Below are 13827 nucleotides of genomic sequence, written 5' to 3'. Positions count from 1 at the left end.
AGGGCAATCAAAATAATGATGGGAATAGGTATGCCGATCAACCACAACAAAATGGAGCGCATCATCACTCTCCTTTACTGCTTGCTACTACTTTGTACCTTGCACCTTATGCGCGTGGGCGCCGGCCCGCCCCGCCATGACGGCGAAGGGAACAGCGCCCACGACAAATACTTCCAGGAAGGCGCAGAACTTATTTACGCGAACCCAGCAGTTTCGACAGGCCATAACCAGCCGCTGCCGCGATCAGCAGGGACACGGCCGGGCGTTCGCGCACATAGTCGCGGCCCGTTTCGCCGGCGCGCTGGCAGGCGGCGCCCAATTGCTTGCCACGCGCCATCAGCGTTTCGGAAGCCTTGTTGACGGTATCGCTGACCTGGCCGATGCGGTCGCCCACCTGGTCCACGCCGTCATGGGCGCGCGTGGCCACCTTGTCGGCCAGGGGCTGGGCCTGGCTTGCCACCTTGTCGATGGTGCGGTGCAAATCCTGGCGGGTATCCTGGGCGGTGCCGTTCATATCGGAGCTGGTTTTTTCAATCGCGTTCATGATGGTTTCCTTTAACAGTGAATAATTTCAACCATGCTCGATGCCGTGACCGAATCATGATTCTCCTCGCTTCGGGGAAAAAGAAGCGGCTAAACGCTGCCGGGCTGAGCCATATCAAACAAGGATCAGCAGCAAGCTGTTGGCACTACCTTAACTGCGTCCGCCCCGCGCCACCGTGCGCTGCCACACCTTGAGGCACAGACTTAAATGCCTGTCAGAAATAACAATCCCCGCCGGCCTGGTGGGGCGGACGGGGATCGGGGTGAAATGGTGTTATTTAGGCGTAGGTCGGGTTAGCGGAGCGTAATCCGACACATCGTTGACATCACCGCTTACGCCTGCAACCGCGCATCGAGCGAATAGCGTCCCGCGCCGCTGATGGCGATCGTGCCAAAGACGATGATCAGCAGCCAGCCGAACTGGCCGTCGGCGATGCTCCAGTCCGGGTGCACGAGCAGCATCGACACGCCCAGCAGGAACAGCAAGGGCAAACAGGCCAGGCGCGTCAGCAAGCCGGCGGCGACCAGCAGCGGGCAGAGGATTTCCGCGAACAGGGCGCAGTACAGGGTGACGGCGCGGCCCAGGTGCAGCGGGTCGTCGATGTGCACCAATTCCTCGGAAAAGTGCAGCAGCTTGGGCAAGCCGTGCACGTGCAGCACCAGCAGCGCGCCCGTCACGCGCGCAAACAGCAAGCCGGCATCGGGTAAAAAGGGGCCGGCCAGCGCCGCCATCCAGTTTTTCTTCATGATCGCTCCAGTGGGAAAGCCAGTCGGCGCGGCGCGCCGCTGCCAGCCATCATAGGCAGGCGGACACGTGGGCGCGACTGGTCTTTTGGCAGAGGCGCCGGCGCGCGCGAAAGCCTAGACTGGCCGATGCCATCACTGGTCCAGGCCGTAACCGGCCTCCCTCCCCCATCCCCGAAGGAATTGCATCATGTCGAAGAAAATCGAAGCCGAAGAAGTCACTTCCCGCCGCAAGCTGCTCGTCAGCGTCGCCGGTGTCGCCGCCGGTGCGGGCCTGCTGGCCGCCGGTGGCGCCAGCGCCGCCGCCAAGCCTGCCGCTGCCGCCGCCAACGCGCCGGGCAAGCTCACCGTCAACAGCATTACCGTCAAGGACGGCACCGTCATCCACTTCAAGGACTGGGGCACGGGCACGCCCGTCGTCTTCAGCCACGGCTGGCCATTGCAGGGCGACGCCTGGGAAGACCAGATGATGTTCTTGGCAAGCCACGGCTACCGCGTGATCGCGCACGACCGCCGCGGCCACGGCCTGTCCAGCCAGCCATGGCAGGGCAATGACATGGATACCTACGCCGACGACCTGGCCACCCTGCTCGACGCGCTCGACATCAAGGGCGCGACCCTGGTCGGCCATTCGACGGGCGGCGGCGAAGTGGCGCGCTACATCGGCCGCCATGGCGAAAAACGCGTGGCCAAGGCCGTGCTGGTAGGCGCCGTGCCGCCGCAGATGGTCAAGTCGGACACCAATCCGGGCGGCCTGCCGATGTCCGTGTTTGACGGCATCCGCGCCGGCGTGCTGGCCGACCGTTCGCAATTTTTCAAGGACCTGACCGTGCCGTTCTTCGGCGCCAACCGTCCCGGCAACAAGGTCTCGCAAGGCATGCGCGACACCTTCTGGCTGCAGGGCATGCAGTGCGGCATCAAGAACGCCTACGATTGCATCAAGCAGTTTTCCGAGACGGACTTCACGGCCGACCTGAAGAAAATCTCCGTGCCGACCCTGGTCGTGCATGGCGGCGACGACCAGATCGTGCCGCTCGACGCGTCCGGCAAGGCTGCGGCCAAGCTCATCAAGAACGCCAAGCTGGTCATCTATGAAGGCGCGCCGCACGGCTTGCCGGCTACCCACAAGGATCGCCTGAACGAAGACTTGCTGGCCTTTATCAAGTCCTGATCCGTTCTTCGCTTTACGCACCGCCGGCCCGCCCGGCGGTGTTTATCGCCCCCGCCGCGTAAAAAAACCGCCCGCCTCCCCCATTCGTATAACTGCCTTGCCTGACGGCGCGTGCATACTTGCTGCAATGCGGCATCCGCCGCGACAGCGACAGGAGCACGGCGATGGCCAGCATGCATTATTTCCCTCAGACGCAGGACGCCGGCCTGGCGCACGCGCAGCGCACGGGCAGCATGGGCGGCATGGGCGAATTTGCCGCATCGGTCGCGCACGAGGTGCGCCAGCCGCTGGCGGCCATCGCGCTCAATGCCGATGCCGCCATGCGCTGGCTCGATCATGATCCGCCCCGCCTCGACGAAGTACGCGCGGCACTGGCCCTGGTCGCCAGCGCCGGCAGCCATGCCAACGCCGTGCTGCGCAGCGTGCATGGCCTGGCCTGCAATTCGCCGGGCAGCCACGCTCATTTTGTGGCCGACGACGCCGTGCAGGACTTGCTGCCGCTGCTGCGCGCACCGCTGCAACGCCACGCCATCCACCTGGAAACGCAACTGGCACCTGGCCGCCCGCTGCTGCACGCCGACCCGGTGCAGTTCCGGCAAGTCCTCCTGAACCTGCTGATGAACGCCATCGAAGCCTTGCAGGGCACGAGCGGCCGGCCGCGCACGGTGCTGCTGTCCTCGCGCCTCGATGGGGGCGTGCAGCATTTCAGCATCGCCGACAATGGCGCCGGCATCGCGCCGCAGGCGGCGGACCGCCTGTACGACGCCCTGTATTCCAGCAAGCCGGACGGCATGGGCATGGGCTTGGCCATCTGCCGCCGCATCCTCGACGCGCATGGCGGCCGCCTGTGGCATGCGCCCGGCGCGCCCCACGGCAGCGTCTTCCACTTCACCCTGCCAGCTCAATGAAGACAACCATGGACATGACCACGCCCCCGGCCGATGCACCGATTACCCTCTTGATCGCCGACGACCACCCGCTGATCCTGGCCGGCCTGGCCTCGCTGATCGCATCACTGCCTGGACTGCGCCTGCTGGGCCAGGCCGGCACGGGCCTCGCCGCCGTGGAGCTGTACCGGGAGCTGCGGCCCGACGTGGTGCTGATGGATTTGAACATGCCGGAAATGCATGGCATCGAGGCGATCGAGCGCATCTGCGCGGACGACGCACAAGCGAAGATCGTCATCCTCACCAGCTACCAGGGCGAGGACAGCGTGCACCGGGCCTTGCGCGCCGGCGCGCGCGGCTACCTGCTGAAGGATTCCGGCTTCCTGCAACTGACGCAGTGCATCCGCCAAGTGGCGGCCGGCAGGCAATACCTGCCGCCGGAACTGGCCGCGCAGCAGGCCGGCCGCATCGAGGCAAACCGCCTGTCGAAACGCGAGCACGACATCCTGCTGCACCTGTCCGCGGGCAAGAGCAACAAGATGATCGCGCGCAGCGCCGGCATCGAGGTGGGCACCGTCAAATTCCACGTGAATAATATTTTGACCAAGCTCAACGTATCAAGCCGCACCGAGGCGGCCACGGTGGCCGCCCGGCGCGGCTTGCTGGGCGCGTTTTAAGGCCACGGATATCAGGCAGCGCTGTCGTCCTTCTGCTGCGGCTCGGCCTTGGCCAGCGTTGGCTTGGCTTCCACGCCACTGATCTTCGGCACGCATTCGCTGCGCAGCCACGACACCGTCACGGCTTCGCCCGCCATCAGGCGCTTGACGCTGGGGACGATCTGTTCGCCGATCAGCATGCCCAGCAGGCCGATCAGAGCTATCGCGGGCGGCGCCGGCGAGCGCACCTGCAAGACGGCGTAGATGATGCCAACGAGCAAGCCCACGGCCAGCGAAATCACATATAACTTCATGGCGCATTCCTTTCGATAAAAAAAACGCCGCGCGCGGTCAGGCGCGCGGCGCATGGCATAGCCGCTTGGCGATTACTTGGCCGGCACCGGCGCCAGGGTCGTATGTTCGCCATGGATGCGCTGCGGCGCCTTGTGCACCATCGTGTAGGCGTAGTCGACGCCCATGCCGTAGGCGCCCGAATGTTCGCGCACGATGGCCATGACGGCGTCATAGGTTGCCTTGTGCGCCCAGTCGCGCTGCCATTCCAGCAGCACTTGCTGCCACGTCACCGGCACCACGCCGGCCTGGATCATGCGCTGCATGGCGTAGTCGTGCGCTTCCTTCGACGTGCCGCCGGAAGCATCGGCCACCATGTAGATCTCATAGTCGCCTTCGAGCATCGCGCACAGGGCGAAACTGTTGTTGCACACTTCCGTCCACAGGCCCGACACGACGACTTTCTTCTTGCCGTTGGCGGCCAGCGCATCGCGCACCTTCTGGTCATCCCACGAATTCATCGAGCTGCGCTCGAGGATATCCTTGCCCGGGAAGACGTCGAGCAGTTCCGGATAGGTGTGGCCGGAGAAGCTTTCCGTTTCCACCGTGGTAATGATGGTGGGGATGTTGAACACCTTGGCGGCCTTGGCCAGGCCCACGGTATTGTTTTTCAGCGCCTGGCGGTCCATCGACTGCACGCCGAACGCCATTTGCGGCTGCTGGTCGATGAAGATGATCTGGCAATTGTCGGGGGTAAGGACTTCCAGTTTCGGATTGGTCATGATGTCATCCATGAAAAAAGGGTTGAGTGGGTACTGCCGTGCATCGTATGCCTGGCGCCGCGCCCGCACCACTATCTAAATATAGGCTGGCATGCTGGTTACCTATGGGAAATACCTCCTGCAGGAGGGCAGGCGCTGCGGTAAAATACCTTTTGCTCACCATGCTCCGACGACTCTTGATCGCTAACTCCTCTTTGCCAGACAACATCATGCGCAGCGATATGGCACCGATACGCGTCCTCATTGCCGACGACCACCAGTTGCTGCTCGACGGCATCGCGGCCCTGCTGCGCGCCTTTCCCGGCGTGCTGCTGGTGGGCCAGGCCATCGATGGCCAGCAGGCGGTGCAGCAATTTGACGCGCTGCTGCCCGATGTCACGCTGATGGATTTGCAGATGCCGGTCATGAGCGGCCTTGACGCCATCGGCGCCATCCGCGCGCGCCATCCGCAGGCGCGCATCATCGTGCTGACCACCTACAAGGGCGACACGCAAGTGCTGCGCGCCATCCGCGCAGGCGCCTGCGGCTATGTGCTGAAAAGCGCGCTGCGCCACGAATTGCTGGCGGCGATACAGAACGTGCACGCGGGGCGGCGCCACATCACGCCCGAGATCGAAGCGGAACTGGCGCTGTATGCGTGCAGCGACGTGCTGTCGAACCGCGAACTGGACGTGCTCAAGCAGGTCGCGCAAGGCAATTCCAACCGCGAAACGGGCGCCCTGCTGCAGATCAAGGAAGAAACCGTCAAGGCGCACATGAGCACCATCCTGGCCAAGCTGGGCGCGAGGGACCGCACCCACGCCGTCACCATCGCGCTAAGGCGCGGCATCCTCGACGCCTGAGCGGCGCCAGCGCTGCCACCAGCGGCGCAGCGGGCCTTGCGCCACTGGCCAGGCGCGCCGCGCCGGCACCCGCAGGTGCCACTGCGTGCCGCCGCCGTCGCGCCCGCCCACGGACAGGCGCGCACCGAGTTTCGCGGCGCGCTCGCGCATGCCCGGCATGCCCCAGTGTCCGGGAATCTGCCCGTTCGCCGCCACCACCGGAGGCAAGCCCTGTCCATCGTCGCGCACGAGCACTTCGATGCCGCCGCACGCATAGCGCACCGCCACCTCGACCACCTGCGCGCGCGCATGCCGGAAGGCATTGCGCAGCGCTTCGCTGGCGATGCGGTAGATCTCGTGCGCGGCGCGCGCATGCAGCATGCGCGCCTCGCCTTCCTCCGCGTAGCGGAACACGATGCCGTGCTGCGCCGCCAGCCGTTCGCCTTCGCGCTGCAGGATGGCGCTCCAGCGGGCGCCGGCATCGTCGCCGGCGCGCAAGTCGTGCACGTGGTCGCGCCCCTCGCCCAACATGCGGTCGGCGTCGTCGAGCGCGCGCAGCATCGCGGCGCGCGCGGGATCGTCCTCGGCGATGGCCATGCTGGCATTGTGAAAGTGCAGGATCATCGCCTGCGTGCCCTGCAGCAGGGTATCGTGCAGTTCGCGCGCGATGCGTTCGCGTTCGGCCTGCTGCGCCTCCATCCTCGTCTGCAGGCGCGCGGCGTGCTCGCGCAGCCGCCAGCGGTAGGCGCCATACGCGGCCGCCAGCAGCGCCGCCGCGCACAGGCTGCGGAACCACCAGGTCTGGTAAAAGGCGGGCAGCACGCGGAATGGCAGTTGCGCCACCGCGCTGGCCACACCGTCGCCATTGATGGCCATCACCTGAAAACGGTAGGCGCCCGGCCCCAGCCCCGTGTATTGCGCCTGGCGCCGTTCGTCCGCATTCTGCCAGTCCCTGTCATAGCCTTCCAGCCGGTAACGGAAGCGCAGGCGGGCCGGCGCGCCCAGGCTGCTGGCGTTGTAGGCGAACTGCACGTCGCGCGTGCCGGCCGGCAGGCGCTCATAATCGGCGGCGGCGATATTTTCGCCATCGACCATCAGTGCAGCGATCTCGGCCTGCGGCGCCGGCAGCGGCGGTGACGGCTGGCGCGGGTCGATCCAGAAGGTCACGCTCTGGCGCGAAAACCAGATCCTGCCATCGTCCGCTTCGGCAATCGATTCGTTATGCAGCAAGCTCATTTTGCCGTTCAAGCCATCGGCGCCATCGTACCAGCGCGCCTGCATGGGGTGCGATTGGTCGCGCAGGGCCTGCGCCACCTCGGCCGCGGCCACGTGCACGGCGCCATTGCCCGTATTGAGCCACAGGCTGCCGTCGCGCGCACGCAACATGCCGACCACGCCGTCGAAAACGCCGGGCGACGCCGCGCGCAGCGATACGAAGCGGCCATCGCGCCACAGCGCCAGCCCCTGCTGGCCGCCCGCCAGCAGCTGGCCGCCCGTCTCCAGCAGCGCGGGCACCTTGCCCAGGTCCAGCCCCTGTGCGGGACCGTAGCTGTCCAGGCGCCCGCCGTCCAGCACGACCACGCTGCCGTCCGGATAGGACAGCCACAGGCGGCCGGCCGCATCGGCCAGCAGCGCCAGCGGCACCTTGCGCCCGCCCTCGGGCAAGGCCGGTTCGCGCCGCCATGCGCCGTCCGCGTACTGGAATACGCCGGCGCCGCTGAAAATCGCCCACAGGCTGCCGTCGGGCGCGTTCACTACCATGCGCACCCGTTTCAACGCAGCCGCTTCCGGCGGATAGGCGATGGTCTCGAGCACGCGGCCATCGTCGCCATCGAGCCGCAGCAAGCCGGCACGGGCGCCGACGCGGATGCCGCGCGGTGCCGCCATGATGGCCGTGATCGGCCCCAGCGCGGGTGCGCGCAGCACCTTGCCGTCGGGCGCCGCCAGCATCAGCGGCGCATCGCCTTCGCGCGCCAGCCACATGCGCCCGCCGGTGCCGGGCGACAGCTGCTGCGCGCGGAAAACCTCCGGCGCCTCGGGTCCCGCGCGCGCGCTGAGGATCACGGGCGCGGCCTGGCGAAAGCGGTCCAGGCCCGCATACGTGGCAACCCAGACATTGCCTTCGTTGTCGTCGCACAGGGAACCGATCAGTACATTGCTCAAGCCGTCGCGGGGCAGGAACGATTCCGTGTCGGCGCTGATGCCCAGCTGCTGCGGCCCCAGCGCGCCGGCGCTGCGCGTGCGGTGCAGGCCGAACTGGCTGTCGAACCACAGGGTGCCCTGGCGGTCGACCAGCATGCTGCCACTGGTGCCGCTCGTATCGCGGTAGATCCAGCGGTGGTCGAGCTGGTCGTAGCGCTCGAGCGAGTCGATGATGCGGATGCCGCGCAGCTCCAGCAGATACAGGCGGCCGTCCGGTCCCTGCTGCGGCGGCGCGCGCAAGTCGAGGCGGCCCACGGGCGGCGCGAAGCGCGCCTGGCCCGGCTGCCAGAGGAACAGGCCCTGTTCGCTGAACACGCCCAGCCTGCCGTCCCTGTCCGCGAACACGGCCGAGGCCTTTTGCGCCGTGTAGCCCTGCGCCGGACCCATCGCCTGCCAGCGCCGGCCGTCGAAGCGCGACACCCCGGCCACGCCGGCGGCCCACACGGCGCCCGTGGCGTCGATGGCGAAACCCCAGACGGAACCGGGCCGCACGCCCTGCGCCTCGCCGTAATTGCGCACCACGCCATCCTTGACATGGCTGATGCCGCCCACTTGCCAGCCCACCCACATGCCGCCGTCGGCCGCACGCTTGAGGGCCAGGGTCACCGTATCGGGAAACGCGCCCTGGCGCGCGCGCAAGGGCTCGAAACGCAGGCCGTCAAAGCGCACCAGGCCCGAATGGGTGCCCAGCCACAGGAAGCCGTCGCCGCCCTGGGCGATGACGCTGATATCGTCCGGCGCACCATCCCTGGCCGTCCAGCTGGTGTGCTGCAACTGGTGGAGGCCACGCGCCGCATCGATGGCCAGCCCGGGAGGGCTGAACAACAGCAGCAGGCAGCACAACGCGGCCAGGACGGGCAGGCGCATGGCGGGTCAGGCGGCAGGCACGGCCGCCCGGCCGCTGCGGTGCTGCACGATGATCAGGCCGGCGAGCAGCAACAGGGGCACGGCCAGGGCCACGAAGCCGAAGGCCAGGTAGGCAAAGGCGGCGGCGATGGCGCCCAGGGCGAAGGCTGCCAGCGGCCAGAAGAACTTGCCGCAGCGCGCATGGGTGGCGGCATCGGCCGCGCCGCGCAGCACGTCGACGGTGTCGATGACGATCTGCGTCACGTTCCCCGTCATCATGGAGGTGGGCGCCAGGTGCGCCAGCAGCAGCCGGCTGGTGGCGCTGTGCACGCCCATGGCGGCCGTGCCCAGCAAGCCCGCCGCCATGGCCATGGAACTGACGTCCTTGCCGATCGGTTCGGCCAGGATGCCAAACACCATGAAGCCGGCCAGCAAGGCCCACTGCAGCAGCATGGCCAGGGTCAGCGACGGGCCGGCGCGGCGCTCGACGGCCAGCACCATCAGGCGCGTGACGGCGACGCCGGCGATAAAGGCGGGAAAAGCGAGAAACTTCAACAGGATGGACACGCGCGATGCATCCGCCAGGGCGGCGCCGATCAGCACGAAGTTGCCCGTGACATGGGCCGTAAACAGGCCAAAGAGGGCAATAAAACCCAGGGTATCGACATACCCGGCTAAAAATCCCAGGCTGGTGCCGAACAAGCGGCTGTGTGGTGGCTGATCCATCGAATGACTCCTGATACCGTGCAATGCACTAAAAAAACAAAAAACGCGCCAGGGAAGCGCCCCGGCGCCACTGCCTGCATGGTAAGCCATGCGGCCGGCCGCCGCCCCCGCCATTCGGCCAGTGCGCCACGCTTCACCTGATCTTTTGGCCCGTGTTCAAGCCTGGAACGTCCGCTACACTGGCCGACGTGACTTTCGCGCCGCGCACGCCGGCCCTCCCCGCACCGCAACCATGGAGCAGCACCATGCCAGAACATACCCTCCCCGCCGCCGCACCCTTGATACTGCTCAATGGCTGCTTCCATACCGTCGACAAAAGCTGCCCGCAAGCGAGCGCGGTGGCCATCGCCGACGGCAAATTCCTCGCCGTGGGCGATGCCGATGACGTCATGCGCCACCGCACGCCCGACAGCCGCGTGATCGACCTCGGTGGCCGCACGGTGATTCCCGGCCTGAACGACTCGCACCTGCACCTGATCCGCGGCGGCTTGAACTACAACCTGGAATTGCGCTGGGAAGGCGTGCCATCGCTGGCGGACGCCCTGCGCATGCTCAAGGAACAAGCCTTGCGCACGCCGAACCCGCAGTGGGTGCGCGTCGTGGGCGGCTGGAACGAATTCCAGTTCGCGGAAAAACGCATGCCGACCCTGGACGAGATCAATGCGGCCGCGCCCGACACTCCCGTCTTCATCCTGCACCTGTACGACCGCGCCCTGCTGAACCGCGCCGCCCTGCGCGTGGTCGGCTACGACAAGAATACGCCGAACCCGCCCGGCGGCGAAATCGTGCGCGACGCGGCCGGCAATCCGACCGGCATGCTGATCGCCCGTCCGAACGCCATGATTTTATATGCGACCCTGGCCAAAGGTCCAACCCTGCCGCGCGAATTGCAAGTCAATTCCACGCGCCAATTCATGCGCGAACTGAACCGCCTGGGCCTGACCAGCGCCATCGACGCGGGCGGCGGCTTCCAGAATTATCCGGAAGACTACGCGGTGGTCGAGGAACTGGCGCAAAAAGAGCAGCTGACGATCCGCATTGCCTACAACCTGTTCACGCAAAACAAGGGCCGCGAACTGGAAGATTTTGAGAAATGGACGGAGATGGTGACGCCGGGCCAGGGCGACGATTACTACCGCCACAACGGCGCCGGCGAAATGCTCGTGTTTTCCGCCGCCGACTTCGAGGATTTCCTCGAGCCGCGCCCGGACCTGGCGCCCGGCATGGATGACGAACTGGAAAAAGTCGTGCGTCACCTGGTGTCGAAACGCTGGCCGTTCCGCCTGCACGCCACCTACGATGAATCAATCGAGCGCATGCTGACGGTGTTTGAAAAGGTCAACCGCGATATCCCGTTCGACGGCCTGCACTGGATGTTCGACCACTGCGAAACCATCACGCCGAAAAACATCGACCGGGTCAAGGCGCTGGGCGGCGGCATCGCCATCCAGCACCGCATGGCCTTCCAGGGCGAATACTTTGTCGACCGCTACGGCGCGGAAGCGGCCAAGGCCACGCCGCCCATCGCGCGCATGCTTGCCTCGGGCGTGCCCGTGGGCGGCGGCACGGATGCCACCCGGGTCGCCAGCTACAACCCGTGGACGGCGCTGTACTGGCTGGTGTCTGGCCGCACCGTGGGCGGCTTGCGCCTCTACGACGCAGGCAGCCGTTTGTCGCGCGATACGGCGCTGGAACTGTGGACGGCGGGCAGCGCCTGGTTCTCCAGCGAGCAGGGCAAGAAGGGCCGCATCCAGGAAGGCATGCTGGCCGACCTGGCCGTGCTGAGCGCGGACTTTTTCAGCATCGATGAAGAAGCGATCAAGTCCATCGAATCCGTGCTCACCATCGTCGGCGGCAAGATCGTCTACGGCCAGGCGGAATTTACCAAGCTGGCGCCGCCTCCGATTCCCGTGCTGCCCGATTGGTCGCCCGTGAAAAACGTGGCCGGCCACTACCGCTCTGCGCCGCCGCAAAAGACCAGCGTCATGCAGCAGCACCAGTGCCAGGGCGCCTGCGGTGTGCACGCCCACGCCCACGACGTGGCGCGCAAGAGTTCCGTGCCCGTTTCCAGCCACTCCGGCTTCTGGGGCGCGCTGGGATGCAGCTGCTTTGCGTTCTGAGGTGCGTATGACGCGCGTGTTTTCATGCGCTGCCGGTGCCCTGGCACTGGCGGCGGCCCTGCCCGCCGCGGCACAGGAAAATGTACAGCTGTACGGCCGCCTGAACGTGGCGCTCGAAGCGCTGCACACTTCCGGCAGCGGCGACAGCGTGCGGCGCGTCTCCAACAACCGCTCGGTACTCGGTGTTCGCGGCAGCGAAGACCTGGGCGGCGGCTGGCAGGCGCTGTTCCAGGTCGAGGGCACCCTGTCGCCCGACACGGGAGCGGGTTCCATCGCCGCGCGCGACACGCGCGTCGGCATTGCCGGGCCGTGGGGCACGCTGTTTGCCGGCAACTGGACCCTGCCCTACAACAGCGCCACCTCCGCGCTCGACCCGTTCTACCCCACCACGGCCGGCTACATGAGCCTGATGGGCAACGGTGCGGGCGCCACCGAAAACAATACCAGCAACGCGTACTCGTTCGACCGGCGCCAGCAGAACAGCGTGCATTACTGGACGCCGCAGTGGCAGGGCTGGTCGCTGCGCGTGGCGCGCGGCATGGCGGAAGAACGGCCGGCCAGCGGTGCACATCCGTCACTGACGTCGGCCGCCCTGCTCTACGACGGCGGCGCCCTGTACGCCAGCCTGGCGCAGGAAGAGCACCGCGATTACCAGGGACGCGGACTGTCCGACCGTGGCAGCAAGCTGGCCATCGCGTGGCGCGTTGACAGCGCCACGCAGTTGGCGGGGGCAGTGGAAAGCCTGCGCTATGCCACGGCGACGGGCGAGCTGCGCCGCCGCACGGCCTATGTCTCCGCCACGCGCCAGTTCGGCCGCCACGGCTTGCGTGTCGGCCTGGCCCACGCGCAAAGCGCCACCGGCAGCACGCTGGAAACCATCGGCACCGTGCATGCGGGAGCGGGTACGGGCGCCACCCATGCCACCATCGGCTACGACTACCAGCTGTCGAAACGCAGCAGCCTGTATGCCTACTACACGCGGCTGGCCAACGGCCGCAACGGCATCGCCGACTTTGCCATCAACAGCCTGGGACGCGATGGGGAAACGACGGGCGCCACCCTGTCGGGCGTGGCGCTGGGCATCAAACACAACTTCTGAAGCACAACTTCTGAGGCACGGTTTTCGTGGACAGCCCTGCGCGCGGCGAGTACAGTCTGCGTTCCGCAACCAGGGCAGGCATCTGCGAACAGACACCATGAAGCGAGCATCAGCACCGGCGCTTGGCGATTGGGTCAAGTGCGCCGAACCGGTACAGGGAATCGAACGCATCGAGGCGTGGTTCCAGGGCAAGGCCTATGCCATGCACCGCCACGATACCTACGCCATCGGCCGCACGCTGGCGGGCGTGCAGCGTTTCAGCTACCGCCGCGGCCAGCGCGACAGCCTGCCTGGCAATACCATGATCCTGCATCCCGACGAGGCCCACGATGGCCAGGCCGGTACCGAGGCCGGCTTCCGTTACCGCATGCTGTATATCGAACCGGCGCTGTTCCAGGACGTGCTGGGCGGACGCGCCTTGCCCTTCATCGAAGGCGGCGTGTCGACCGATCCCCGCCTGGCGGCGGCCACCTGCGCCCTGCTGCCGCACGACGGCCACCCGCTCGAAGCGCTGGAACAAAGCGAGGCGCTGGCCGAACTGGCGCATGCGCTGGCGGCGGCGGCAGGCACGCCGGCGCAGCGTCCAAAAGGCGACTACCTGGCGGCGCGGCGCGCGCGCGACTACCTGCAGGCGCACTGCGCGCGCGCCGTCACCCTGGCGGAACTCGAAGCGGCAACGGGACGCGACCGCTGGAGCCTGTCGCACGACTTTCGCGTTTTCTATGGCACCAGCCCATACCGCTATCTGACGATGCGGCGCCTGGAAATGGTGCGGCGCCTGCTGCTGGCTGGCAGCACGCTCGCCTCGGCCGCCATGGCGGCGGGCTTTGCCGACCAGAGCCACATGACGCGGCATTTCCTGAAAACGTATGGACTCACGCCCGGCCGCTGGCTGCGTTACGCTGGCGGCGCCAGCACACGCTGAAAACACCCACGATC

General features: G+C 66.8%; 13 protein-coding genes. 7 read left to right on the top strand and 6 right to left on the bottom strand.

What is annotated here, in order from left to right:
- Positions 1-190: 190 nt before the first annotated feature.
- Together ASN89_RS20145 and ASN89_RS20140 are read right to left on the bottom strand one after the other, a co-directional pair.
- Entirely contained in the window at positions 191-544 is a 354-nt protein-coding gene (locus ASN89_RS20145) for a DUF883 family protein (protein ID WP_046686082.1), read from the bottom strand.
- Positions 545-876: 332 nt separating this feature from the next.
- A complete protein-coding gene (locus ASN89_RS20140) occupies positions 877-1290 on the bottom strand; it encodes a DoxX family protein (protein ID WP_200969089.1) in 414 nt (137 codons plus the stop codon).
- A gap of 187 nt (positions 1291-1477) precedes the next feature.
- On the opposite strand from ASN89_RS20140, the gene ASN89_RS20135 reads away from it, so the two are divergent.
- From ASN89_RS20135 to ASN89_RS20125, 3 genes are all read left to right on the top strand, one after another.
- Positions 1478-2458, top strand: a complete 981-nt coding sequence (locus tag ASN89_RS20135; protein ID WP_152988632.1) for an alpha/beta fold hydrolase — start codon at positions 1478-1480, stop codon at positions 2456-2458.
- A 164-nt stretch (positions 2459-2622) separates the two neighbouring features.
- On the top strand, positions 2623-3366 hold the full coding sequence (locus tag ASN89_RS20130; protein ID WP_058050516.1) for a sensor histidine kinase: 744 nt from the start codon (positions 2623-2625) through the stop codon (positions 3364-3366).
- A gap of 8 nt (positions 3367-3374) precedes the next feature.
- Positions 3375-4022, top strand: coding sequence for a response regulator (locus tag ASN89_RS20125; RefSeq protein ID WP_235502023.1), 648 nt, complete (start codon positions 3375-3377; stop codon positions 4020-4022).
- Between the two features lie 11 nt (positions 4023-4033).
- Here the strand turns inward: ASN89_RS20125 and ASN89_RS20120 are convergent, their stop codons facing one another.
- Entirely contained in the window at positions 4034-4315 is a 282-nt protein-coding gene (locus ASN89_RS20120; protein WP_058050515.1) for a XapX domain-containing protein, read from the bottom strand.
- A gap of 72 nt (positions 4316-4387) precedes the next feature.
- A complete protein-coding gene (locus tag ASN89_RS20115) occupies positions 4388-5074 on the bottom strand; it encodes a hydrolase (protein ID WP_034747885.1) in 687 nt (228 codons plus the stop codon).
- Positions 5075-5283: 209 nt separating this feature from the next.
- Here ASN89_RS20115 and ASN89_RS20110 point away from each other — a divergent pair, with 209 nt between their 5' ends.
- Positions 5284-5916 carry a response regulator gene (locus ASN89_RS20110; protein ID WP_058050542.1) on the top strand — a complete coding sequence of 211 codons (633 nt, stop codon included), beginning with the start codon at positions 5284-5286 and terminating at the stop codon, positions 5914-5916.
- Here ASN89_RS20110 and ASN89_RS20105 read toward each other — a convergent pair.
- Positions 5890-8964 carry a sensor histidine kinase gene (locus ASN89_RS20105; protein WP_058050514.1) on the bottom strand — a complete coding sequence of 1025 codons (3075 nt, stop codon included), beginning with the start codon at positions 8962-8964 and terminating at the stop codon, positions 5890-5892. The genes ASN89_RS20110 and ASN89_RS20105 overlap by 27 nt on opposite strands.
- 6 nt (positions 8965-8970) lie before the next feature.
- Entirely contained in the window at positions 8971-9669 is a 699-nt protein-coding gene (locus ASN89_RS20100) for a YoaK family protein (RefSeq protein ID WP_058050513.1), read from the bottom strand.
- A gap of 245 nt (positions 9670-9914) precedes the next feature.
- On the opposite strand from ASN89_RS20100, the gene ASN89_RS20095 reads away from it, so the two are divergent.
- From ASN89_RS20095 to ASN89_RS20085, 3 genes are all read left to right on the top strand, one after another.
- On the top strand, positions 9915-11789 hold the full coding sequence (locus ASN89_RS20095) for an amidohydrolase (protein ID WP_058050512.1): 1875 nt from the start codon (positions 9915-9917) through the stop codon (positions 11787-11789).
- Positions 11790-11796: 7 nt separating this feature from the next.
- Entirely contained in the window at positions 11797-12888 is a 1092-nt protein-coding gene (locus ASN89_RS20090; RefSeq protein WP_058050511.1) for a porin, read from the top strand.
- Positions 12889-12985: 97 nt separating this feature from the next.
- Entirely contained in the window at positions 12986-13813 is an 828-nt protein-coding gene (locus tag ASN89_RS20085; protein ID WP_058050510.1) for an AraC family transcriptional regulator, read from the top strand.
- The last annotated feature ends 14 nt before the right edge of the window (positions 13814-13827 follow it).

Source organism: Janthinobacterium sp. Ant5-2-1, assembly GCF_001445815.1.
Lineage (GTDB): Bacteria > Pseudomonadota > Gammaproteobacteria > Burkholderiales > Burkholderiaceae_D > Janthinobacterium > Janthinobacterium lividum_E.
The sequence above is the reverse complement of the archived record's forward strand: the minus strand, read 5'-3'. Positions and strand labels throughout refer to the sequence as shown.